This is a genomic window from Pseudomonas sp. NBRC 100443 (genome assembly GCF_030268185.1).
Classification (GTDB): domain Bacteria; phylum Pseudomonadota; class Gammaproteobacteria; order Pseudomonadales; family Pseudomonadaceae; genus Pseudomonas; species Pseudomonas citronellolis.
The window spans coordinates 192,253-216,246 of the sequence record NZ_BSQE01000003.1; the positions used below are offsets into that span (position 1 = coordinate 192,253).

A 23,994-nucleotide genomic window follows, 5' to 3' on the forward strand; every position below is an offset into this window, starting at 1 on the left:
GAAGCGCGGCGAGGTGGCGTCAATTGGCCTTCATCACATTCCTATCTGTAAGGTCGGTCAAGGCGACCGAGCGGTTATCCCCAGCTCGGCCGGCAGCCGTGCCGGCCGGGGAATGCGCACGCGTTTCTGGCGGTTCAGCTCGCCGCTCTCGAGTATTACCGCGCTTTTCGGCACGCCGAAGGCCTTGCCGAGGAACGCCAGCAGGTGGGCGTTGGCCTTGCCCTCCACCGGCGGGGCGGTGAGGCGGATCTTCAGGCGCTCGCCGTGCAGCCCGGCGAACTCGTCGCGGCTCGCCTTGGGCTGCAGGTGGCAATCGAGGATCAGGTCCTCGCCGTCCCAGCGGTAGAAGCTCATTACATGAATGGGCTCAGGATCTGCGGCATGCCGGTCATGGCGGCGAGGTTGCCGATCACCAGCATGTCGAGCAGCTTCAGCGCGATGAAGGCGAAGATCGGCGAGATATCCAGCCCGCCGAGGTTCGGCAGCAGCTTGCGGAAGGGCGCCAGCAGCGGCTCGCAGATCTGGTTCACCAGCTGCGCGCCGGGGTTGTAGCTGCCCGGGGCGACCCAGGAGAGGATCACGCTGATGATCAGGGCGAAGAAGAACACCTTGAGGAACAGCGAGGTCACGGCGATCACCGACCACACCAGCAGTTGCAGGACGTAGCCGCCGACGCCGTAGCCCATCAGCGTCAGGGTGACGATCATCAGCACCAGCTGGACCAGGATGGCCAGCACCAGGGACGCCAGGTCGATGCCGCCGAAGCCGGGGATCACCCGGCGCAGCGGGTTCAGCAGCGGCTTGGTGGCGCGCACGATGAACTGGCTCAGCGGGTTGTAGAAGTCGGCGCGCACCAGCTGCAGGATGAAGCGCAGCAGGACGATCAGCAGGTAGAGGCTGCCGAGGGTCTGGATGACATAGATGGCAGCGGTGGAAAGTCCGGTCATGTAAGGCTCCTCATTGCCCCAGTTGTTCGGCCAGTTCGGCGGAACGGTGGTCGGCGGCGGCCAGGGCGCGCTCGACCAGTGCTTCGAATCCATTGCCCTGGAAGGAAGTGATGGCGGCTTCGGTGGTGCCCTTGGGCGAAGTCACACGGCGGCGCAGTTCGGCCGGGCCGACGTCGCTGGCCACCGCCATGCGCGCGGCGCCCAGGGCGGTCTGCAGGGTCAGGCGGGCGGCGACCTCGGGGCTCAGGCCGAGCTTCTCGCCGGCGGCGGTCATGGCTTCCATCAGCAGGAAGAAGTAGGCCGGGCCGCTGCCGGAGACGGCGGTGACGGCGTCGATCTGCTTCTCTTCGTCCAGCCACAGGGCGATGCCCACGGCGCCCAGCAGCTGTTCGGCCTGCTGGCGCTGGGCCGGGCTGACCTGGGCGGTGGCGTACAGGCCGCTGGCGCCTTCGCCCAGCAGCGCCGGGGTGTTGGGCATGCAGCGTACCAGCAGCTCGGTGCCCAGCCAGCGCGACAGGCTGGCGCAGGGAATGCCGGCGGCGATGGAGACGATCAGCTGGCCCGGTTCGAGCAGCGCGGCCAGGGGCTCGCAGACCTGCTTCATGACCTGCGGCTTGACCGCCAGGACCACCACGTCGGCGCCGGCGATGGCGCTGGCGTTGTCCTCGAACACCTCGATGCCGTGCTCGGCGGCGATCTTCGCGCGCTGTTCGGCGCCCGGGTCGCTGGCGCGGATGTGGCTGGCGGGCACGCCCTGGGCGCGCAGGCCACCGATCAGGCTGGCGGCCATGTTGCCGGCGCCGATGAAAGCGATGCGGGTGCTGCTCATGGGTTGTGTTCCTTGATCAAGAATGGGGACCGTAGTCGCGCGCGCCGAACAGCGCGGTGCCGATGCGCACCCAGGTGGCGCCTTCGGCGACGGCGGCTTCGAGGTCGTGGCTCATGCCCATGGACAGGGTGTCCAGGCCGAGGTTCAGGGCAGTCAGGAGTTCCCGCAGGCGGGCGAAGGCGGCGCGCTGGGCGGCGATGTCCTCGGTGGGTTCGGGGATGGCCATCAGCCCGCGCAGCTTCAGGTTGGGCAGGGCGGCCACGGCGCGGGCCAGGGCCGGCAGCTCCTCGGGGGCGCAACCGGACTTGCTGGCCTCGCCGCTGACGTTCACCTGCAGGCAGACGTTGAGCGGCGGCAGGTCGGCCGGGCGCTGTGCGGACAGGCGCTCGGCGACCTTCAGGCGGTCCACCGAGTGCACCCAGTGGAAGTGCTCGGCGATGGGCCGCGTCTTGTTCGACTGGATGGGGCCGATGAAGTGCCAGGTGAGCGCCAGGTCGGCCAGTTCCACCTGCTTGCCGAGGGCTTCCTGCAGGTAGTTCTCGCCGAAATCGTCGAGGCCGGCGGCATGGGCTTCGCGGATGTCGGCGGCGGGCTTGGTCTTGCTCACCGCCAGCAGCGCAACGCTGCCCGAAGCCCGCCCGCAAGCTTGCTCCGCCTCACGGATACGCTCGCGAACCTTTGCAATATTCTCTGCTATCGTGGACATTACCTGCGCTCTGAGGCCCGGCTGCTGCAAGTTCAGCGGCATTCTACCTGCTTGCATTGGATTGGGGAGTCCCATGGATATTACCGAGTTGCTCGCCTTCAGCGCCAAGCAAGGCGCTTCGGACCTGCACCTCTCGGCCGGCCTGCCGCCGATGATCCGCGTCGACGGCGACGTGCGCCGCATCAACCTGCCGCCGCTGGAGCACAAGCAGGTGCACGCGCTGATCTACGACATCATGAACGACAAGCAGCGCAAGGATTTCGAGGAATTCCTGGAAACCGACTTCTCCTTCGAAGTGCCGGGCGTGGCGCGTTTCCGCGTCAATGCCTTCAACCAGAACCGCGGCGCCGGCGCCGTGTTCCGGACCATTCCCTCCAAGGTGCTGACCATGGAGGACCTGGGCATGGGCGAAGTGTTCAAGCGGGTTTCCGACGTGCCGCGCGGGCTGGTGCTGGTGACCGGGCCGACCGGTTCGGGCAAGTCCACCTCGCTCGCGGCGATGCTCGACTACCTGAACAACACCAAGTACAGCCACATCCTCACCGTCGAGGACCCGATCGAATTCGTCCACGAATCGAAGAAGTGCCTGGTCAACCAGCGCGAGGTGCACCGCGACACCCTCGGCTTCAACGAGGCGCTGCGCTCGGCCCTGCGTGAGGACCCGGACATCATCCTGGTCGGCGAGATGCGCGACCTGGAGACCATCCGCCTGGCGCTGACCGCCGCGGAAACCGGCCACCTGGTGTTCGGCACCCTGCACACCACCTCCGCGGCCAAGACCATCGACCGTATCGTCGACGTGTTCCCCGCCGAGGAGAAGGCCATGGTCCGTTCCATGCTCTCCGAATCGCTGCAGGCGGTGATCTCCCAGACCCTGCTGAAGAAGATCGGCGGCGGCCGGGTGGCGGCCCACGAGATCATGATCGGCACCCCGGCGATCCGCAACCTGATCCGCGAGGACAAGGTGGCGCAGATGTACTCGGCCATCCAGACCGGCGGCGCGCTGGGCATGCAGACCCTCGACATGTGCCTCAAGGGCCTGGTCGCCAAGGGCCTGGTGACCCGCGACGCGGCCAAGGAAAAGGCGAAGATTCCGGAAAACTTCTGATTCTCCCCGGGCCCGGTGCCCGGCCAGGCGGCGCGGCACACGCACGGGCGGCCTGGATGACAGTCGAATCGCACAGTGCGTGAACGAATCAGGTTGGATCGATCATGGAATTCGAGAAGCTTCTGCGGCTGATGGTGGAGAAGGGCGCCTCGGACCTCTTCGTCACCGCCGGCGTGCCCCCGTCGATGAAGGTCAACGGCAAGGTGCTGCCGGTGACCAAGACCCCGCTGTCGCCCGAGCAGACCCGCGAGACGGTGCTGGCGGTGATGAACGAGCAGCAGCGCCGCGACTTCGCCGAGCACCACGAGTGCAACTTCGCCATCAGCGCCCGCGGCATCGGGCGTTTCCGCGTCAGCGCCTTCTACCAGCGCAACCTGGTGGGCATGGTGTTGCGCCGCATCGAGACCAACATCCCGACCATCGAGGACCTCAAGCTGCCGGAGATCCTCAAGAAGCTGGCCATGACCAAGCGCGGGCTGGTGATCTTCGTCGGCGCCACCGGCACCGGCAAGTCCACCTCGCTGGCGGCGATGATCGGCTACCGCAACAAGAACTCCACCGGGCACATCATCTCCATCGAGGACCCGATCGAGTACATCCACCAGCACCAGGGCTGCATCGTCACCCAGCGCGAGGTGGGGCTGGACACCGACACCTTCGAGGTGGCGCTGAAGAACACCCTGCGCCAGGCGCCGGACGTGATCATGATCGGCGAGGTGCGCTCGCGCGAGACCATGGAGCACGCCGTGGCCTTCGCCGAGACCGGCCACCTGTGCCTGGCCACCCTGCACGCCAACAACGCCAACCAGGCGCTGGAGCGGATCATCCACTTCTTCCCGGCCGACCGGCACCAGCAGATCTGGATGGACCTGTCGCTGAACCTCAAGGCCATCGTCGCCCAGCAACTGGTGCCGACCCCGGACGGCAAGGGCCGCCGTGCGGTGATCGAGGTGCTGCTGAATACCCCGCTGGCCGCTGACCTGATCCGCAAGGGTGAGGTGCACGAGCTCAAGCCGCTGATGAAGCGTTCCACCGAGCAGGGTATGCAGACCTTCGATCAGGCGCTGTACCAGCTCTATTCCCAGGGCGAGATCACCTATGAGGATGCGCTGGCCTATGCCGACTCGGCCAACGATCTGCGGTTGATGATCAAGCTTGGGTCGGAGACCGATGCGGATCATCTGTCGAGCATGACTCAGGGGTTGACCCTGGAGCTGAGCGAAGACGATCCGAATCGCCGCTTCCGCTGAGCAGCTTCCTCGCCGCAACCCGCAATTATCGTGAACGCCGGAGCGTAGGGCGAATAACCGTTCGCGGTTATCCGCCGATACACGGAGGCCTCGGCCCGCGCCCAGGTCAACCCTGGAGTCGCCGGGGGCCAAGGCCAAACGGCGGATAACGCCATAGGCGTTATGCGCCCTACGGTCCTTTGCCCGAAAAGCCTGTCAGCGGCTTTGTATTCCCCGCGACTTTTCTTACAGTGGCGGCAAACCCGCCGCGATCGCGTCGGTCGAATCCAGGAATCCCTGCCAAGGAGCGCTCCATGCCCAATACCCCCGACACCCACAGCAAGGTCATCGGCTACCTGCTGTGGATCTTCGGCTTCACCGGTTCGCACCGCTTCTACTATGGCAAGCCGGTCAGCGGGACCATCTGGTTCTTCACCCTCGGGCTGTTCTTCATCGGCTGGATCATCGACCTGTTCCTGATCCCCTCGATGGACGACGAGGCCGACCTGCGCTACCGCAGCGGCGCCCTGGACTACAACGTGGCCTGGATACTGCTGACCTTCCTCGGTGTGTTCGGCGTGCACCGCATGTACATGGGCAAGTGGCTGACCGGCATCCTCTACCTGTGCACCGGCGGCCTGTTCTTCCTCGGCGTGCTCTACGACTTCTGGACGCTCAACGCCCAGGTCTCCGAGCGCAACGGCCCGCAGCGGCTGTAAGCGTTCCTTGCCGGAAAGCCCGCCCACCGGCGGGCTTTTTCGTCAGCCGGCATGGCGACGGGCGCGTCGCCGGCCTATGGTCAGGAAGACCATAAAGGCGCGCCGCCGGGCGATCCCCGCGGCGCCGACAAGGAGTGGATGCCATGAGCAACGAACTTCGTCCTGCCGTACTCGACCTGATCGGCAACACGCCGCTGGTGCAGGTCAGCCGCTTCGATACCGGCCCCTGCACGCTGTTCCTCAAGCTGGAATCGCAGAACCCCGGCGGCTCGATCAAGGACCGCATCGGCGTGGCCATGATCGAGACCGCCGAGCGCGACGGCCGCCTGCAGCCCGGCGGGACCATAGTCGAGGCCACCGCCGGCAACACCGGCCTGGGCCTGGCCCTGGTGGGCCGCGCCAAGGGCTACCGGGTGGTGCTGGTGGTGCCGGACAAGATGTCCAGCGAGAAGGTCCTGCACCTCAAGGCCATGGGCGCCGAGGTGCACATCACCCGCTCCGACGTCGGCAAGGGCCACCCGGAGTACTACCAGGACGTGGCCGCGCGCCTGGCCGCGGAAATCCCCGGGGCCTTCTTCGCCGACCAGTTCAACAACCCGGCCAACCCCCTGGCCCACGAAACCAGCACCGCCCCGGAAATCTGGCAGCAGACCGGCCATGACCTGGACGCCATCGTCGTCGGCGTCGGCTCCGCCGGCACCCTCACCGGGCTGACGCGCTTCTTCCGCCAGGTGCAGCCGAACCTGGAGATGGTCCTGGCCGACCCGCTGGGCTCGGTGATGGCCGGCTACGTGCGCGACGGCACCCTCGGCGAGGTCGGTTCCTGGGCGGTGGAAGGCATAGGCGAGGACTTCATTCCCTCCATCGCCGACCTCTCCAGCGTGCGCCACGCCTATTCCATCAGCGACGAGGAGAGCTTCGCCCACGCCCGCGAACTGCTGCGTGCCGAAGGCATTCCCGGCGGCTCCTCCACCGGCACCCTGCTGGCCGCCGCCTTGCGCTACTGCCGCGAGCAGACGCAGCCCAAGCGCGTGCTCAGCTTCGTCTGCGACACCGGCACGCGCTACCTGTCCAAGGTCTACAACGACCAGTGGATGACCGACCAGGGCCTGCTGCAGCGCAAGCGCTACGGCGACCTGCGCGACATCATCGCGCGGCGCTTCGAGGAGGGCCGGGTGATCAGCGTGGGGCCGGACGACACCCTGCTCACCGCCTTCCAGCGCATGCGCCTGGCCGACGTCTCGCAGCTGCCGGTGCTGGCCAACGGCAGGCTGGTCGGGGTTATCGACGAATCCGACATCCTGCTGGGCGTGCACGCCGACGCCAGCCACTTCCGCCAGCCGGTGGCCAGCGCCATGACCACCCGCCTGGAAACCCTGGCCCCGGACGCCAGCCTGGCCGAACTGCAGGCCGAGCTGGACCGCGGCCTGGTCGCCATCATCGCCGACGCCTCGGGCTTCCATGGCCTGATCACTCGTTTCGACTTGCTCAACCACCTCCGGAGAACGCTCCCATGAGCCAGGATTCCAAGGCCTCGCGCGGTTTCGCCACGCGGGTCATCCACGCCGGCCAGGCGCCCGATCCTTCCACCGGCGCGCTGATGCCGCCGATCTACGCCAACTCCACCTACCTGCAGGACAGCCCTGGAGTGCACAAGGGCCTGGACTACGGGCGCTCGCACAACCCCACGCGCTGGGCCCTGGAGCGCTGCGTGGCGGACCTGGAGGGCGGCAGCAAGGCGTTCGCCTTCGCCTCCGGGCTGGCGGCCATCTCGGCGACCCTGGAATTGCTCGATGCCGGCTCGCACATCGTGTCCGGCAACGACATCTACGGTGGCACCTTCCGCCTGTTCGAGCGCGTGCGCCGGCGCAGCGCCGGGCACGAATTCAGCTTCGTCGACCTCACCGACATCGGCGCCATCGAAGCCGCGCTGCGCCCGGAAACCCGCATGGTGTGGATCGAGACGCCGAGCAACCCGCTGCTGCGCCTGGCCGACCTGGAGGCCATCGCCCGCCTGTGCCGCAGCCGCGGCATTCTCTGCGTGGCCGACAACACCTTCGCCAGCCCGCGCATCCAGCGCCCGCTGGAACTGGGCTTCGACGTGGTGGTGCACTCGACGACCAAATACCTGAACGGCCATTCCGACGTCATCGGCGGCATCGCCGTGGTCGGCGACAACCCGGAGCTGGCCGAGCGTCTGGGCTTCCTGCAGAACGCCGTGGGCGCCATCGCCGGCCCCTTCGACGCCTTCCTCACCCTGCGCGGAGTGAAAACCCTGGCCCTGCGCATGGAACGGCACTGCGCCAACGCCCTGGAACTGGCCCAGTGGCTGGAGCGCCAGCCGCAGGTGGCGCGGGTGCACTACCCGGGCCTGCCCTCGCACCCGCAGCACGAGCTGGCCAAGCGGCAGATGAACGGCTTCGGCGGGATGATCTCGATGGACCTGGCCACTGACCTGGCCGGCTCGAAACGCTTCCTGGAGAACGTGCGCATCTTCGCCCTGGCCGAGAGCCTGGGCGGGGTGGAGAGCCTGATCGAGCACCCGGCGATCATGACCCACGCCACCATCCCGCCGGCTACCCGAGCCGAGCTGGGGATAGGCGATGCGCTGGTGCGGTTGTCGGTGGGGGTGGAGGATGTCGAGGATCTGCGTGCGGATTTGGCGCAGGCGTTGGCGACTATCTAAAGGGGCTTTTCGTAGGAGCGAGCTTGCTCGCGAAGGGTGTCTACCGGCGATGCTGTGCATGAGGTGACCTCCGTCCCCTCTCCCCAGCCCTTTCCCTGAAGGGAGAGGGAGCTTGTTCGTTCCGAGAGGAGGAATGGTTTCAACTGGAAACCGCCGAGACAGCCAGCTGACGCCAGCACATCCAACTCTGCCCAACGGTCCCCTCTCCCTTCAGGGAGAGGGTTAGGGAGAGGGCGCTCTAAAGCCCAGCCCCGAAAGCTCCCGGCAAGCCCCGTTCGCGAGCAAGCTCGCTCCTACAGGAAAAGAAAAAGCCCGCCATTTGGCGGGCTTCTTCTTTTTTATGCCTGGACAACTCAGATGGCATGCACGATATGCCCATCCACCAACGTGCAACGCACCGCGCCCGGCAGGCAGTGGCCGATGAACGGGCTGTTCTGCCCGCGGGAGTACCAGGTCTCGCCGGCCAGAGTCTGGCCCTCGGCCTCGAACAGCACCAGGTCTGCCGCCTCGCCCACGGCTATGCGGCCGGCCGGCAGGCGCAGCGCGGCGGCCGGGCCGGTGGTCAGGCGCGCCAGCAGGGTCGGCAGGTCGAGCAGGCCGTCCTGCACCAGGGTCATGGCCAGCGGCAGCAGTAGTTCGACGCTGCTGATGCCCGGCTCGGTGTCGGCGAAGGGGGCGTTCTTGGCGTCCGCCTCGTGGGGCTGGTGGTGGCTGGCGATGGCTTGTATCACGCCGCTCTTCACCGCCTCGCGCAGGGCGTCGCGGTCCTTGCGCGAGCGCAGCGGCGGCTGCACGTGGTAGAGGCTGGAGAAGTCGGCCAGGGCCTCGTCGGTGAGGATCAACTGGTACAGCGCCACGTCGGCGGTCACCGGCAGGCCGCGGGCCTGGGCCTGGGCGATCATCTCCACGCCGCGGGCGCTGGTCAGCTGGCTGAAGTGCGCGCGCACGCCGCTCTGCTCCACCAGCAGCAGGTTGCGGGCCAGGGCCACGGTCTCGGCGCTCTCGGGGATGCCGGCCAGGCCGCGGAAGCTGGCGGTGGGGCCGTCGTGGGCCAGGCCGCCCTGGGCCAGTTCGGCATCCTGGGAGGTGAAGATCACCGTCAGGTCGAAGGTCGCCGCGTACTCCAGCGAGCGCAGCAGCACGCGGTTGCTGGCCAGCGGCGCCAGGCCGTTGCTGAAGGCCACGCAGCCGGCGTCGCGCAGGGCGGCCAGCTCGGACAGCTGCTCGCCGGCCAGGCCGCGGGTCAGCGCGCCTATGGGGAAGACCTTGGCATTGCCGGCCTCGCGGGCGCGGTCGAGGATCAGCTCGGCCACCGCCGGGGTGTCCAGCACCGGCTTGGTCTGCGGCGGGCAGCACAGGCTGGTGACGCCGCCGGCGCTGGCGGCGCGGGTTTCGCTCTCGATGTTGCCCTTGCGGCTGTAGCCCGGCTCGCGCAGGGCCACGTTCAGGTCCACCAGGCCGGGCGCGGCGATCAGGCCGGCGGCGTCCAGCTCCTGGGCGGCGTGGAAATCGGCCGGGGCCTGGCCCAGGGCGATGATCCTGCCGGCTTCTATATGGACGTCGCAGACCTGGTCCAGGCCGCTGGCCGGGTCGATGACGCGGGCGCCGTGAATGCTGACGGTCATTGCGCGTCCTCCTGTTCCAGCTGGCGTTGGGCGTTCTGCCCGCTCATGGCCATGGACAGCACGGCCATGCGGATGGCGATCCCGTAGGTCACCTGGTTGAGGATCACCGACTGCTCGCCGTCGGCCACCGCGGATTCGATCTCCACGCCGCGGTTGATCGGCCCCGGGTGCATGACGATGGCATCGGGCTTGGCCAGCTTCAGGCGCTTCTGGGTCAGGCCGTAGAGCTTGAAGAACTCGCCTTCGCTGGGCAGCAGGCCGCCCTGCATGCGCTCGCGCTGCAGGCGCAGCATGATGACCACGTCGACGTCCTTGAGGCCTTCGTTGGCGTCGGTGAACACCTTCACCCCGTAGACCTCCTCCAGGCCGATCGGCAGCAGGGTGCGCGGGGCGATGACGCGGATGTCCGGGCAGCCGAGGGTCTTCAGCGCCAGCATGTTCGAGCGCGCCACCCGTGAGTGCAGGACGTCGCCGACGATGGCCACCGAGAGGTTCTCGAAGCTGCCCTTGTGGCGGCGGATGGTGAGCATGTCGAGCATGCCCTGGGTCGGGTGGCCGTGGCGACCGTCGCCGCCGTTGATCACCGCCACCCTGGGGCTGACGTGCTCGGCGATGAAGTGCGCCGCGCCCGAGTCGCTGTGGCGCACGACGAACATGTCGGCGGCCATGGCCTCGAGGTTGCGCAGGGTGTCGGTGAGGGTCTCGCCCTTGCTGGTCGAGGAGGTCGACACGTTCAGCGTGATGACGTCGGCGGACAGGCGCTGGGCGGCCAGTTCGAAGGTGGTGCGGGTGCGCGTGGAGTTCTCGAAGAACACGTTGCACACGGTCTTGCCGCGCAGCAGCGGGACCTTCTTCACCGCGCGCGCGCCGACTTCGAGGAAGGAGTCGGCGGTGTCGAGGATTTCGGTCAGCAGCTCGCGGGGCAGGCCGTCGAGCGAGAGGAAGTGGCGCAGCTGGCCCTGGTCGTTGAGCTGCAGCGGGCGCTTGGCGTCTGTCGGCATGGGGCAGGCCCTGAATGGTGGAAAGGGTGGCGCGCGCGTTCAGAGCGCGCTGATGAGAGTGCGCTCGAGGACGAGTGGTGCGGGACCGCGCAATTTTACCCTTTCATTGGGGGCCAGCGACAGGGTCTGGCCGACCACGTCGGGGCGGATCGGCAGTTCCCGGGCGTTCAGGTCCAGCAGGCAGACCAGGGTCACGCTGGCCGGGCGGCCGTAGTCGAACAGCTCGTTGAGCGCGGCGCGGATGGTGCGGCCGCTCATCAGCACGTCGTCGACCAGGACCAGGTGCTGGCCGTCGATCTCGAACGGCAGTTCCGACGGACGGACCTGCGGGTGCAGGCCGCTGCGGGTGAAGTCGTCGCGGTAGAAGGAGACGTCGAGGATGCCGAGGATTTCCTCGCTGTGCAGTTCCTTGAGCAGGGCCTGGGCGACCCAGATGCCGCCGGTGTGGATGCCGACGAAGCGCGGCGTGTCTATGCCGCGCTCGGCGAGGTGGTTGCGCAGGTCGGTGGCCATGCGCGGCAGGAGTTCGGCGGGACTGGGCAGGTTCATGACATCTCCTGGATGACTCGTGGCGGTCCAGGCTGGGCCGCCGTGGATTCCTCGGGCGCCCGTGTGCGGCGGGTACCCGCTCAAGATTAGCGCGTGTGCCGCGGCCGGCACTGCCGCAGGTCAAGCGCCGCCGTGGGCCTCCAGCCAGCCCTCGAGCAGCAGGGCCGCGGCCAGGGCGTCCACCGGGCGTTCGCGGTAGCCGTCGCGCTGGCCCTGGGCCAGGCGCTCGCCCTTGGCGGCGTAGGTGGTCAGGCGCTCGTCGTGGGTGTGCACCGGCAGGTTGTAGCGGCCGTGCAGGCGGCGGGCGAACTTCTCGGCGCGCTCGCTCATCTCGCTGGGCGTGCCGTCCATGTTCAGCGGCAGGCCGACGACGATGGCGTCCGGCTGCCATTCCTTGATCAGCGCCTCGACGCGGTTCCAGTCCGGCACGCCGTTCTGCGCCTTGAGCACGCAGAGTTCGCGGGCCTGGCCGGTGACCGCCTGGCCGACGGCGACGCCGATCTGCTTGGTGCCGTAGTCGAAGCCCAGCAGCAGGCGCGGCGCGCCCATCAGGCGTGCCCGGCCTGGGCGGTGAGCAGGCTGAGGTTGATCCCCAGGCGCTGTGCGGCGGCGGCCAGGCGCTGCTCGGCGGGCACGTCGAAGAGCACCTCCAGGTCCGCCGGGCAGGTCAGCCAGGCGTTGTCGGCCAGCTCGGCCTCCAACTGGCCGGCTTCCCAGCCGGCGTAGCCGAGGGCGATGACGCTCTGCGCGGGACCGCTGCCGTCGGCGATGGAGAAGAGCACGTCCTGGGAAGTGGAAAGGTTCAGCTCGCCCAGCTCCAGGGTGGCCTGGAACAGTTGCCCGGCCGGGTGCAGGACGAAGCCGCGGTCGGTCTGCACCGGGCCGCCGCTGTAGACGGTGATGCCCTGGCAACGCGCCGGCGGCAGGGGCTCGGGGCGCAGTTGCTCGAGCACGTCGCTGAGGTTCAGGCCGCTGGGGCGGTTGATCACCAGGCCCATGGCGCCCTGCTCGTTGTGCTCGACCAGGTAGGTCAGGGTCTGGGCGAAGTTGGGATCGGCCATGTGCGGCATGGCGATCAGGAAATGGTGCTTGAGGTAGGTGGGCGCTGTATTCATGGCGCTAGTTTCAGGCTTGGGCGCGCGGCCTGCAAGCCGCCCGGAGGGGGCTATCGGCTCGACAGGCGGTCGCCGCGCTCGAAGCGCCAGGTGCGGATGATTTCCAGGCGGTCGATGTCCGCCAGGTCGCCGCTGAACGGGGCGAAGGGCGCGGCCAGGCGGACGATGCGCTGGGCGGCCTGGTCGAGCAGAGGCTGCCCGGAGGATTCCAGCACCTGCACCTCGTACAGCGAGCCGTCGCGGTTGATCGACACCAGCAGCCGCAGGCTGCCGTAGATGCGCTGACGGCGGGCCTCGTCGGGGTAGTTGAGGTTGCCGATGCGCTCGATCTTCTTGCGCCACTCCTCCTTGTACCAGGCGCCCTTGTCGCGCATGGTCGAGGCGGCGGTCAGGCGGTGGATGCGCGGGCGCTTGGCGTAGGCCTGGCGCTCCTTGGCAAGGTCCGCCTCGAGGCTGGAGATTTCCGCCGACAGCTGGCTGGAGTCGAACTGCGGCGCCGGCTGGGCGACCTGCTCGGCCTTGGGCTTCTGCGGCTTGGCCTGGACCTTCTGCGGCTTCGGCGCCCTGGTGGCCACGGCGGTCTTGGGCGATTCCGCCTCCTTGGCCTGCTTCGGCGTCGGCGGCGGGGCGACCTTCTTCGCCTCGCTGTCCTGGAACGGCGCCTGCTCGGTGGTCTTGGGGATGGCCTTGTGCTCGAGGGTGCCGCTGCCTTCCTGGTTCATTTGCGCCAGGTAGTCGGCCTTCTCCGGCTTCTTCTCGCTCTTGAAGGTGGCCAGGGTGATTTCCAGCGTCTTGCTCAGCTGGCTCGGGTGGGGCATGGAGAAGCCCACGCCGAGGATCAGCGCCACATGCAGCACCGCCGCCACGAACAGGGTGAAGCCCAGGCGGTCCGCCGGGCGGACGCCGGAGGACGGGAAGGCTTGGGGGGAGGTTGCAGCGTTCATTGCATATAGGGTTGGCCGGGGTGGGCGAAGTCTGCTTTCCCCGGCCGCCGCCTGCAAGCGGCAAGCGTCAAGTTGTCGGCTGCGTCAAACTTGCGCCGCCGCCGCGCGGGCCTTGAGCTTGCCCTCGATGGCGTCCATCAGGCGCTCGCCGATGCGGGTGTCGTAGGCCTTGTCGATCTCGCGGATGCAGGTCGGGCTGGTGACGTTGATCTCGGTGAGGTAGTCGCCGATCACGTCCAGGCCGACGAACAGCAGGCCGCGCTCGCGCAGCTGCGGGCCGACCTGGGCGGCGATCCAGCGGTCGCGCTCGGTCAGCGGCTGGGCCACGCCGCGGCCGCCGGCGGCGAGGTTGCCGCGCGTCTCGCCCTGGGCCGGGATGCGCGCCAGGCAGTATTCCACCGGCTCGCCGTCGATCATCAGGATGCGCTTGTCGCCATCCTTGATCTCCGGGATGTAGCGCTGCGCCATGATCTGCTGGTGGCCGTGCAGGGTCAGGGTCTCGAGGATCACCGAGAGGTTCGGGTCGCCCTCGCGGTGGCGGAAGATCATGGTGCCGCCCATGCCTTCGAGGGGTTTGAGAATGATGTCACGATGTTCGGCGGCGAACTCGCGCAGAATGTCGGCTCGCCGTGTGACCAGGGTCGGCGGCGTGCACTGCGGGAACAGCGTGGCGAAGAACTTCTCGTTGCAGTCGCGCAGGCTCTGCGGGCGGTTCACCACCAGGGTGCCGGCGCGCTCGGCCTGTTCCAGCAGGTAGGTGGAATAGATGTACTCGTTGTTGAAGGGCGGGTCCTTGCGCATCAGGATCACGTCCAGCTCGGCGAGCGGCAGGTCGATCTCCTGGTCCAGCTCGTACCAGCGCTCGGCGTCGTCGAAGACCTTCAGGGGGCGGATCTTGGCCCGTGCGGCGTTCGCTTTCTGGTAAAGATCCTGTTGTTCCATGTAGAACAGCGTCCAGCCACGGGCCTGGGCCGCCAGCAGCATCGCCAGGGAGCTGTCCTTCTTGAAGTTGATGCTCGCGATGGGGTCCATCACGATGCCCAGGCGTACGCTCATGGGGAGTCCTCCGAAAGGGGGTGGTGCGGCGACGAACCGCGCCGAAAAGGGCGGAAAAGGATGCTCAGGGTGGCGCCGGATATGTGCCCGGTCAAGGAAAAAGCCAGCGCATCCGGGGTGTTATGGATGGATGCGGGAGAGTGTGCTAAAAGACTCCGACGATTGGGTCGCAGCCCGAACGGTGGCAGGGCGTCAGCGCACTGAATATAAGACAGTAACGATTCACCGAGATGGTAAAAGGGCGAACATGGAACAGCATTCCGATGGTTTGAAGGTGATGGTCATCGACGATTCCAAGACGATCCGTCGTACCGCCGAAACCCTGCTCAAGAAAGTCGGCTGCGATGTCATCACGGCCATCGATGGCTTCGACGCGCTGGCGAAGATCGCCGACACCCATCCGAACATCATCTTCGTCGACATCATGATGCCTCGGCTCGACGGCTATCAGACCTGCGCCCTGATCAAGAACAACAGCGCCTTCAAATCCACCCCGGTGATCATGCTGTCCTCCAAGGACGGCCTGTTCGACAAGGCCAAGGGTCGTATCGTCGGCTCCGACCAGTACCTCACCAAGCCCTTCAGCAAGGAAGAGCTGCTCGGCGCCATCAAGACCCACGTGCCCGACTTCACCCCGGTGGAGCAAGCTTCCTGATGTCCGGCCCTGCGTGCCGGTGATGCCTTTTCCTGGGGGACCCCATGGCTCGAATCCTCATTGTTGATGACTCTCCGACCGAGATGTACAAGCTGACCGCGATGCTGGAGAAGCATTCGCACCAGGTGCTCAAGGCGGAGAACGGCGCCGACGGCGTCGCCCTGGCCCGGCAGGAGAAGCCGGACGTGGTCCTGATGGACATCGTCATGCCCGGGCTGAACGGCTTCCAGGCCACCCGGCAGCTGTCCAAGGACCCGGAGACCAGCGCCATCCCGGTCATCATCGTCACCACCAAGGACCAGGAGACCGACAAGGTCTGGGGCAAGCGCCAGGGCGCTCGCGACTACCTGACCAAGCCGGTCGACGAAGAAACGCTGCTCAAGACCATCAATGCGGTACTCGCCGGCTGACGCCGGGCGGGGCCCGAATAACTATTAGAAAAGGCCAGGGCCGGCATGTCTGAAGTCCAGAGTCCCTTCCAGCTTCTCGTCGAGATCGACCAGCGCTGCCGTCGCCTGGCTGCCGGCCTGCCGGCGCAGCGCGAGGTCGTGCAGAGCTGGAACGGCATCGGCTTCCGCATGGCCGGCCGCCTGTTCGTGGCGCCCATGGGGGAGGTCGGCGAAGTGCTCCACGAGCCGCGCTACACCCTGTTGCCCGGCGTGCGCGAGTGGGTCCGGGGCGTGGCCAACGTCCGCGGTCGGCTGCTGCCGATCATGGACCTGTGCGGATTTCTCGGCGCGGAGCTGTCGCCGTTGCGCAAGCAGCGCCGCGTGCTGGTGGTGGAACACGGGGAGGTGTTCGCCGGGCTCATCGTCGATGAAGTCCTGGGCATGCAGCACTTCCCGGTGGACGCCTTCAGCGAGCAGTTGCCGCCCCTTGAGGCGGCGCTGCAACCCTTTGTTCATGGCGTATTCCATCGAGAGCAGCCCTGGCTGGTATTCAGCCCGCATGCCCTGGCGCAGCACCCGGGCTTCCTCGACGTCGCCAGCTAGTTGAAACCGGTTGGGTCGGGAACTTCCGGCCCGTGTCGTGACATGGAAACCGAAATCGTGGTGGGTCCAGGCGGGGGCCGTATATGAAGAAAATCAAGACAGGCAATCTCTTTGCGGGAGCGCGCAGCAGTTCACTGATCGCGGGGCTGTTCATCGTCCTGATCGTCTCGATCGTGCTGTTGTTCGCCAACTTCGCCTACCTCAACACCCAGTCGAACCACGACAAGCAGTACATCGGCCATGCCGGCGAACTGCGCGTGCTGTCGCAGCGGATCGCCAAGAACGCCACGGAAGCCGCGGCGGGCAAGAGCGAGGCGTTCAAATCGCTGAAGGAGGCCCGCAACGACTTCGAGAAGCGCTGGAACGTGCTGCTCAAGGGTGACGAGAGCACCGGCCTGCCGCCGAGCCCTACCGCCGTGCAGGCGCAGATGGCCGACGTGCAGAAGGACTGGGACCTGCTGCGCAAGAACACCGACTCCATCCTCGCCAGCGAACAGACCGTGCTCTCGCTGCACCAGGTGGCCGCGACCCTCGCCGAGACCATCCCGCAGCTGCAGGTGACCTACGAGGAAGTGGTGGACATCCTCCTGGAAAGCGGCGCGCCGGCCGACCAGGTCGCCGTGGCCCAGCGCCAGTCGCTGCTCGCCGAACGTATCCTCGGCTCGGTGAACAAGGTGCTCGCCGGCGACGAGAACTCGGTACAGGCCGCCGACAGCTTCGGCCGCGACGCCAGCCTGTTCGGCCGCGTGCTCAAGGGCATGAAGGAAGGCAACGCGGCGATGAGCATCTCCAAGGTGACCAACGCCGAGGCGGTGGACCGCCTCAACGAGGTTTCCGAGCTGTTCGAGTTCGTTTCCGGCTCGGTGGACGAGATCCTCGAGACCTCGCCGGAACTGTTCCAGGTCCGCGAGTCCGCCAACACCATCTTCAGCAGCTCGCAGACCCTGCTGGACAAGGCCTCCAAGCTGGCCGACGGCTTCGAGAACCTGGCCGGCGGCCGTCACCTCAACCAGGTGGCGAGCGTCGCCCTGGGCATCCTCGCCCTCGGCTCGATCATCCTCATCGGCCTGGTGATGGTGCGCGAGACCAACCGCCGCCTCGCCGAGACCGCCGAGAAGAACGAACGCAACCAGGCGGCGATCCTGCGGCTGCTCGACGAGATCGCCGACCTCGCCGACGGTGACCTGACCGTGGCCGCGACCGTGACCGAGGACTTCACCGGCGCCATCGCGGACTCCATCAACTACTCCATCGACCAGCTCCGCGAGCTGGTGGAAACCATCAACCTCACCGCCGTGCAGGTGGCCGCCGCCGCCCAGGAAACCCAGGCCACGGCGATGCACCTGGCCGAGGCCTCCGAGCACCAGGCCCAGGAAATCGCCGGCGCCTCCGCGGCGATCAACGAAATGGCCGTGTCCATCGACCAGGTATCGGCGAACGCCAGCGAATCCTCCGCGGTGGCGGAACGTTCCGTGGCCATCGCCAACAAGGGCAACGAGGTGGTGCACAACACCATCACCGGCATGGACAACATCCGCGAACAGATCCAGGACACCTCCAAACGGATCAAGCGCCTGGGCGAATCGTCCCAGGAGATCGGCGACATCGTCAGCCTGATCAACGACATCGCCGACCAGACCAACATCCTCGCCCTGAACGCCGCGATCCAGGCGTCCATGGCCGGTGACGCGGGCCGCGGCTTCGCCGTGGTGGCGGACGAGGTACAGCGCCTGGCGGAACGTTCCTCCGCCGCGACCAAGCAGATCGAGGCGCTGGTGAAGACCATTCAGACCGACACCAACGAAGCGGTGATCTCCATGGAGCAGACCACCTCCGAAGTGGTGCGCGGCGCCCGCCTGGCGCAGGACGCCGGTGTGGCCCTGGAAGAGATCGAGAAGGTATCCAAGACCCTGGCGGCGCTGATCCAGAACATCTCCAACGCCGCCCGTCAGCAGGCGTCGTCCGCCGGCCACATTTCCAACACCATGAACGTGATCCAGGAGATCACCTCGCAGACCTCCGCCGGTACCACCGCCACTGCGCGCAGCATCGGCAACCTGGCGAAGATGGCGAGCGAGATGCGCAACTCGGTATCCGGCTTCAAACTGCCGGACCTGGCAGAACGGGCCTGAGCGGAGGTGCGCGGGGCTGAAGGGCGCCGCGCACGACAGTCTTGAGCGAGAGGCGCGACATGCAGGCAACTGGCGTCTGGTCGTTGCAGCCGTTGGCCGACATGTCGGCGGCGGAGTTCCGCGACTGGCAGGCTCTGCTGGAAGAACGCACCGGCGTTGTAGTCAACGAACAACGCCGGACCTTCCTGCAGACCAGCCTGGGCGCGCGCATGCGCGAGCTGGGCATCGGCGACTACGCCAGCTACTACCGCCAGGTCACCGACGGCCCGCGGGGCGCGGTGGAGTGGTCGAACCTGCTGGACCGCCTGACCGTCCAGGAAACCCGCTTCTTCCGCCACCTTCCGTCCTTCGAGCTGCTCGCCGGCTACGTCCGCGAGCGCCTGCCGGCGCTGGGGCGGCCGCTGGCGCTGTGGAGCGTGGGCTGTTCCAGCGGCGAGGAGCCGTACTCGCTGGCCATGGTGATCGCCGAGGCGCTGCGCGAGCTGGAACTGCCGTCGCTGTATGGGGTGAGCGGCACCGACATCAGCCTCAGCGCCCTGGGCAAGGCCCGCGAGGCGCTGTACCCGGCGCGCAAGCTGGCGGATGTCGAGGACGAACTGCGGCAACGCTATTTCCGGGAAGAGGCCGACGGCCGCTACCGGGTTCGACCCGAGCTGGCCGAGCGGGTGTGCTGTACGCGATTGAACGTGCTGGACCTGGGGCAGGCGCCCATGTCCGGCCTGGACGTGATCTTCTGTCAGAACCTGTTGATCTACTTCCGCCGCTGGCGGCGCCGGGACATCCTCAACCGCCTGGCCGAGCGCCTGGCGCCGGGTGGGCTGCTGGTGATAGGCGTTGGCGAGGTTGCCGAATGGCAGCACCCGGACCTGGTGCCGGTGGCCGACGAGCGGGTTCTGGCCTTTACCCGGAAGGGATGACACAGACACATGAGTGGAGTGGCTATGGGTGATCGGCACGATTATGTCGCCCTGGAATGGGTGAAAGGCGAGATCGCCGAAACCCTCAAGCAGGCGCGGCAGGCCCTGGAGGCGTTCGTCGAGAACCAGCAGGACCCCACGCGCATGGGTTTCTGCCTGGCCCACGTCCACCAGGTGCGGGGCACCCTGCAGATGGTGGAGTTCTATGGCGCCGCCCTGCTCGCCGAGGAAATGGAGCAGCTCACCCAGGCGCTGATCGACCAGCGCGTGCCCAGCCAGGGCGAGGCCCTGGAAGTGCTGATGCAGGCCATCCTGCAGTTGCCGGTGTACCTGGACCGCATCCAGAGCGCGCGCCGCGACCTGCCGATGGTGGTGCTGCCGCTGCTCAACGACCTGCGCGCCGCCCGCGGCGAGAAACTGCTCTCGGAAACCAGCCTGTTCGCCCCCGATCTGTCCGGCGGCAAGCCTCTGCTGCCCCACGACGCCCTGGCGCGCCTGCGCACCTCCGAGCTGCCGACGCTGCTGCGCAAGCTGCGGCAGATGCTGCAGGTGGCGCTGGTCGGGGTGATCCGCAACCAGGACCTGCCGACCAACCTGGGCTACATGGCGCGGGTCTTCGCCCGCCTCGAATCGCTGTGTAAGGAGGCCCCGCTGGGCCGCCTGTGGACCATCGCCTCGGCCATGGTCGAGGGCCTGGCCAACGGCAGCATCGCCAACGGCACCACGGTGCGCAACCTGCTGCGCCAGGTCGACCGCGAGTTCAAGCGCCTGGTCGAGGAGGGCGCAGACGGGATGAACCAGGCGGCGCCCGACGAACTGGTGAAGAACCTGCTGTTCTATGTGGCCAAGGCGTCCGACCAGTCGCCCAAGGTGCGCGAGGTCAAGGACGAGTACCGTCTCGACGAGGCGTTGCCCGGCGCCGCCGTGGTGGACGAGGAGCGCGCCCGCCTGGCCGGCCCGGACCGCGACGCCATGCGCTCGGTGGTCGGCGCCCTGTGCGAGGAACTGGTGCGGGTCAAGGACAGCCTCGACCTCTTCGTGCGCAGCGACCGCTCCTCGGTGGCGGACCTCCAGGCCCTGGTGACGCCGCTCAAGCAGATCGCCGATACCCTGGCGGTGCTCGGCTTCGGCCAGCCGCGCCGGGTGATCCTCGACCAGCTCGAAGTGGTCGGCGCCCTGGCCGACCGGCGCCGCGAGCCCAGCGACGCCACCCTGATGGACGTCGCCGGCGCGCTGCTCTACGTCGAGGCCACCCTGGCCGGCATGGCCGGGCCCAGCGAGGAACATGGCGACGAGGAGAGCCGCCTGCCGACCACCGACGTGGCGCAGATCCACCAGGTGGTGATCAAGGAGGCGCGCAACGGCCTGGAGCTGGCCAAGGACGCCATCATCGAGTTCATCGCCTCGCAGTGGAACCACGAGCACCTGGCGCGGGTGCCGGAACTGCTGACCCAGGTCCGCGGCGGCCTGGAAATGATCGACCAGGGGCGCGCGGCCCGGCTGCTGGAGGCCTGCAACCGCTACATCCAGGAACAGCTGCTGGCACGCCAGGCGGTGCCGGACTGGCACAGCCTGGACACCCTGGCCGACGCCATCACCGGCGTCGAGTACTACCTCGAACGCCTCTCCGAGGACCAGGGCAGCTCCGGCGAGCTGATCCTCGACGTCGCCGAGGAGAGCCTGGAGCAGCTGGGCTATCCGCTCAAGCCGCGGCCTTCCATCCTCGACATGCCGACGCTCGACGCCCCGGCGGACGAGGCGCTGGCGGAAATCGACCTGCTGGCGAGCAGCGCCGCCGCCGACGTGCTGGCGGAACAGGGCGTCGTCGACGAGCTTCAGGCGCCAGACGACATAGTGCCCGAGGCCGCCCAGGCCTTCGCCGCCGAGCCCGGCTGGGAACCGGCCAATGCCGGCGATCTCGCCCAGCCCGGCGACGAGCTGGCGTGGGACCTGCCGGCCACCGAGGAAGCGGCGCCGATCCGCGAGGACGTCGAGGCGCCGTTGCTGGTCTCCGACGACAACTGGACCCTGGCCGAGCCTGAGACGTCGGCGCTCGACGATGCCGGCGTCGACTTCAGCCTGGACGCGCCGCTGGAATCGCCCGCCGATCCGGTGGAGCCGAGCTGGTCGCTGGACGAGAGCCTGTCCCTGGACAGCCTGGAGCCGCTGCCCGGCTCCGAAGTGGCGCCCGCAGCCCCGGGCCTGGCGGCCGCAGGCGATTCCTGGACCCTCGACGACCTGCCGGCCCTGGATGCCGCCGCGAGCCCCGCAGCCGCGGAAGGCGAAATCCAGTGGACGCTGGACGAAGAAACCCCCTCCACCTCCGACACCTCGTGGAGCCTGGAGGACCTGCCGGCACTGGATGCCGGGGCCGAGCCGCAAACCAACCCGTCGGCGCCGCCCAGCGAACTCGAATGGGACCTGGCGTTCGACGCGCCGCAACCTGGCGATAGCGCACCGGCCCTGGGCGAATGGAGCCTGGAACCCCTCGCCGACGAGCCGCCGGCGAGCGACGAACTGCCCGCGCTGGAGCTGGATGCCCCGTTCGATGCGCCTGGGTCATCTCTGGAAGAACTGCCCGAGCTAGCGGCCCCGGACCTTGACGAGGCCCCGGCCAGCGAGCAGCCCAGCGCCGCGGACCAGGCCTGGGAAGACCTGGACATGGCCGCGCTGGACCTGCCCGAGGTCGAGCTGCCATCACCGCCGATCGAGCCCGAGGCCGAGCCGGAGGAGGCGAAACCGCTGTCCCTGGCCGAGGTGATGGCCACCCCGGCCCAGGCGATCAACCCGCCGGCCCGCGAGGTGCCGCCCAGCCTGCTGCCGCCGCCGGCCGACGAGGAACCGGTGGACGAGGAGCTGCGCGAGGTCTTCATCGAAGAGGCCGGCGAGGTCCTGGAAACCATCAACGAATACCTGCCGCGCTGGCAGGCCGACGTCGACGATCGCGAAGCGCTGACCGAGATCCGTCGCGCCTTCCACACCCTCAAGGGCAGCGGGCGCATGGTCCGGGCGCTGGTGGTCGGCGAACTGGCCTGGTCCATCGAGAACCTGCTCAACCGCGTGCTCGACCGCAGCATCGCGGCCAGCGCGCCGGTGCTGCAGGTGATCGGCGACGTGGTGGCGCTGATGCCGGCGCTGGTGGACGAGTTCGCCGCCAGCGCGCAGCGCCAGCGCGACGACGTCGACCAGCTCGCCGCCACCGCCCACGCCCTGGCCAAGGGCGAACCGGTGCCGCCGCCGGAAGGCGGGGAAACACCGGCGGTCGAAGAGGTGGCGCTGGAGCCGGCGGTCGAAGCCGCGGCCCTGGACGAAGGTCTCGACCCGCAGTTGCTGGAAATCTTCCGCAACGAGGCCGAAGCCCACCTGGAAACCCTCGGCGGCTTCCTCGCCGACTGCGACCGCGAGCTGCCCCAGCCGGTCACCGACGACCTGCAACGCGCCCTGCACACCCTCAAGGGCAGCGCGCACATGGCCGGCATCCTGCCGATCGCGGAAATCGCCACGCCGCTGGAGCGGCTGGTGAAGGAGTTCAAGACCAACCTGCTGCAGGTCGACCTGCGCGAGGCCGAGCTGCTGCGCGAGGCCGAGCGCCTGCTCAGGGTGGGTCTGCAACAACTGGACGCCGGCCGTCCGCTGGCGCACATCGACGGCGGCGACGAGTTGCTGCAGCGCATCGCCCAGGTCCAGCAGGAGCGCCTGGAGGCCGCGGAGGCCAAGCGTCGCGGCGAAAGCGGCGAGAGTGGCGGCGATCCGCAGATGCTCAGCCTGTTCCTCGCCGAGGGCATGAACATCCTGCTGGACGCCGAGGACCTGCTCGGCCGCTGGCGCGAACACCCCCACGAAGGCCAGGAGCTGGGCGCCCTGCACGAGGAGCTGGCGACACTGGCCAAGGGCGCGCAGCAGGCCGAGCTGCCGCAGATGGCCGAACTCTGCGAAGCGCTGCTGGCCGTCTACGGCGCGGTGCAACAGGGCCGGCTGGCGGTGAGCGACGACTTCTTCGGCGCCGCCGAAGACGCCCACGAGGCGCTGATCGGCATGATGGACCAGGTGGCCGCGGCGTTGCAGGTCAGCGCCTGCCCGCAACAGGTCGAGGCCCTGCAGCGCCTGCTCCAGGCGCCCGCCGTGGAGGCCGATGAGGCATCCGAGCCGGTGCAGGCGGAGGCCGACGGCGAGAGCGATTTCATCGACCTCGACCAGCTCACCGCCGACGACTTCCCGCTGGAGGACGAAGAGCTGCTGCTCGACCGCCCCACCGCACCGGAAGACCTGCCCGAAGGCCTGAAATGGCCGGCGGCGCCGCTCGCCGAGGCGCAGGAGCCCGCGCCGGTCGAGCCGGAAGACGTTCGCGCGGCCAACCCCGTGCAGACGCTGGACGAGGAAATGGTGGCGATCTTCCTCGAAGAGGCCGTGGACATCCTCGACAGCGCCGGCCAGGCCCTGGCGCAGTGGAGTCAGGCCCCGGAGACGCCGGCGCCGCTGTCCACCCTGCAACGCGACCTGCACACCCTCAAGGGTGGCGCGCGCATGGCCGAGATCCGCGAGATCGGCGACCTGTCCCATGAACTGGAATCGCTCTACGAAGGCCTGCTCGACCAGCGCTTCCAGGCCGGCCCCGGCCTGGCCGGGCTGCTCCAGGCCTGCCACGACTGCCTGGCGCAGCAGCTCGACCAGTTGCAGGCCGGGCAGCCGCTGACCGACCCGGACGCCCTGATCCAGCGTATCCGCGCCTTCCGCCAGAACCCCGAGACGGCCTTGACCGCCGCGCCGGCCGAGCCGCAGCCTGC

At 68.1% G+C, this 23,994-nt stretch carries 22 protein-coding genes; 11 read left to right on the forward strand and 11 right to left on the reverse strand.

The window, feature by feature from the left end; translation table 11 throughout:
• Positions 1-57: 57 nt before the first annotated feature.
• Genes QSJ95_RS05110 through QSJ95_RS05125 form a run of 4 tightly spaced genes read right to left on the reverse strand, consistent with a single transcriptional unit; the run spans position 58 to position 2,482 of the window.
• Complete coding sequence (locus QSJ95_RS05110; protein ID WP_058487695.1) at positions 58-354, reverse strand: DUF167 domain-containing protein; 297 nt, start codon at positions 352-354, stop codon at positions 58-60.
• Entirely contained in the window at positions 354-947 is a 594-nt protein-coding gene (locus QSJ95_RS05115; protein WP_009615234.1) for a YggT family protein, read from the reverse strand. Before QSJ95_RS05115 ends, QSJ95_RS05110 begins: the two co-directional genes overlap by 1 nt.
• Positions 948-957: 10 nt before the next feature.
• Positions 958-1,776, reverse strand: coding sequence for a pyrroline-5-carboxylate reductase (proC, locus tag QSJ95_RS05120; protein WP_285640572.1), 819 nt, complete (start codon positions 1,774-1,776; stop codon positions 958-960).
• A 16-nt stretch (positions 1,777-1,792) separates the two neighbouring features.
• Positions 1,793-2,482, reverse strand: a complete 690-nt coding sequence (locus tag QSJ95_RS05125) for a YggS family pyridoxal phosphate-dependent enzyme (protein WP_285640574.1) — start codon at positions 2,480-2,482, stop codon at positions 1,793-1,795.
• A gap of 73 nt (positions 2,483-2,555) precedes the next feature.
• Between QSJ95_RS05125 and pilT the strand changes: the two genes are divergently transcribed.
• The 5 genes from pilT (at position 2,556) to QSJ95_RS05150 (ending at position 8,224) form a co-directional block, all read left to right on the forward strand.
• Positions 2,556-3,590, forward strand: coding sequence for a type IV pilus twitching motility protein PilT (gene pilT, locus QSJ95_RS05130; RefSeq protein WP_009615237.1), 1,035 nt, complete (start codon positions 2,556-2,558; stop codon positions 3,588-3,590).
• Between the two features lie 104 nt (positions 3,591-3,694).
• Positions 3,695-4,840: a PilT/PilU family type 4a pilus ATPase gene (locus tag QSJ95_RS05135; RefSeq protein WP_009615238.1), complete on the forward strand. Its 1,146-nt coding sequence runs from the start codon at positions 3,695-3,697 to the stop codon at positions 4,838-4,840.
• Positions 4,841-5,133: 293 nt separating this feature from the next.
• On the forward strand, positions 5,134-5,538 hold the full coding sequence (locus QSJ95_RS05140) for an NINE protein (protein WP_043269499.1): 405 nt from the start codon (positions 5,134-5,136) through the stop codon (positions 5,536-5,538).
• Between the two features lie 143 nt (positions 5,539-5,681).
• Positions 5,682-7,055 carry a pyridoxal-phosphate dependent enzyme gene (locus tag QSJ95_RS05145; protein WP_285640578.1) on the forward strand — a complete coding sequence of 458 codons (1,374 nt, stop codon included), beginning with the start codon at positions 5,682-5,684 and terminating at the stop codon, positions 7,053-7,055.
• A complete protein-coding gene (locus QSJ95_RS05150) occupies positions 7,052-8,224 on the forward strand; it encodes a cystathionine gamma-synthase (protein ID WP_043269495.1) in 1,173 nt (390 codons plus the stop codon). The genes QSJ95_RS05145 and QSJ95_RS05150 overlap by 4 nt, the downstream gene beginning before the upstream one ends.
• Before the next feature lie 353 nt (positions 8,225-8,577).
• Here the strand turns inward: QSJ95_RS05150 and QSJ95_RS05155 are convergent, their stop codons facing one another.
• The 7 genes from QSJ95_RS05155 to gshB form a co-directional block, all read right to left on the reverse strand.
• Entirely contained in the window at positions 8,578-9,849 is a 1,272-nt protein-coding gene (locus QSJ95_RS05155; RefSeq protein WP_058072680.1) for a dihydroorotase, read from the reverse strand.
• Positions 9,846-10,850, reverse strand: a complete 1,005-nt coding sequence (locus QSJ95_RS05160; protein WP_043269491.1) for an aspartate carbamoyltransferase catalytic subunit — start codon at positions 10,848-10,850, stop codon at positions 9,846-9,848. Before QSJ95_RS05160 ends, QSJ95_RS05155 begins: the two co-directional genes overlap by 4 nt.
• 39 nt (positions 10,851-10,889) lie before the next feature.
• The gene (gene pyrR, locus QSJ95_RS05165; protein WP_009615244.1) at positions 10,890-11,399 is read right to left on the reverse strand and encodes a bifunctional pyr operon transcriptional regulator/uracil phosphoribosyltransferase PyrR; all 510 of its coding nucleotides are present in this window, start codon (positions 11,397-11,399) and stop codon (positions 10,890-10,892) included.
• Between the two features lie 120 nt (positions 11,400-11,519).
• Complete coding sequence (gene ruvX / locus QSJ95_RS05170) at positions 11,520-11,948, reverse strand: Holliday junction resolvase RuvX (RefSeq protein ID WP_009615245.1); 429 nt, start codon at positions 11,946-11,948, stop codon at positions 11,520-11,522.
• The gene (locus QSJ95_RS05175; RefSeq protein ID WP_009615246.1) at positions 11,948-12,514 is read right to left on the reverse strand and encodes a YqgE/AlgH family protein; all 567 of its coding nucleotides are present in this window, start codon (positions 12,512-12,514) and stop codon (positions 11,948-11,950) included. The genes ruvX and QSJ95_RS05175 overlap by 1 nt, the downstream gene beginning before the upstream one ends.
• Before the next feature lie 50 nt (positions 12,515-12,564).
• Positions 12,565-13,458, reverse strand: coding sequence for an energy transducer TonB (locus QSJ95_RS05180; RefSeq protein WP_043317850.1), 894 nt, complete (start codon positions 13,456-13,458; stop codon positions 12,565-12,567).
• 84 nt (positions 13,459-13,542) lie between these two features.
• The gene (gene gshB / locus QSJ95_RS05185; protein ID WP_058072682.1) at positions 13,543-14,514 is read right to left on the reverse strand and encodes a glutathione synthase; all 972 of its coding nucleotides are present in this window, start codon (positions 14,512-14,514) and stop codon (positions 13,543-13,545) included.
• A gap of 247 nt (positions 14,515-14,761) precedes the next feature.
• Here gshB and pilG point away from each other — a divergent pair, with 247 nt between their 5' ends.
• The 6 genes from pilG to QSJ95_RS05215 all read left to right on the forward strand — a co-directional run.
• Positions 14,762-15,169 (forward strand): twitching motility response regulator PilG, encoded by a 408-nt coding sequence (pilG, locus tag QSJ95_RS05190; protein WP_009615249.1) that lies wholly within the window; start codon positions 14,762-14,764, stop codon positions 15,167-15,169.
• A 44-nt stretch (positions 15,170-15,213) separates the two neighbouring features.
• Positions 15,214-15,579, forward strand: coding sequence for a twitching motility response regulator PilH (gene pilH, locus QSJ95_RS05195; RefSeq protein WP_009615257.1), 366 nt, complete (start codon positions 15,214-15,216; stop codon positions 15,577-15,579).
• 45 nt (positions 15,580-15,624) lie between these two features.
• Positions 15,625-16,161: a chemotaxis protein CheW gene (locus tag QSJ95_RS05200; protein WP_009615258.1), complete on the forward strand. Its 537-nt coding sequence runs from the start codon at positions 15,625-15,627 to the stop codon at positions 16,159-16,161.
• An 83-nt stretch (positions 16,162-16,244) separates the two neighbouring features.
• Positions 16,245-18,293, forward strand: coding sequence for a methyl-accepting chemotaxis protein (locus QSJ95_RS05205; protein WP_285640593.1), 2,049 nt, complete (start codon positions 16,245-16,247; stop codon positions 18,291-18,293).
• Between the two features lie 59 nt (positions 18,294-18,352).
• A complete protein-coding gene (locus QSJ95_RS05210) occupies positions 18,353-19,210 on the forward strand; it encodes a protein-glutamate O-methyltransferase (protein ID WP_285640595.1) in 858 nt (285 codons plus the stop codon).
• A 24-nt stretch (positions 19,211-19,234) separates the two neighbouring features.
• A partial coding sequence (locus QSJ95_RS05215; protein ID WP_285640597.1) for an Hpt domain-containing protein occupies positions 19,235-23,994 on the forward strand: 4,760 nt, incomplete at its 3' end.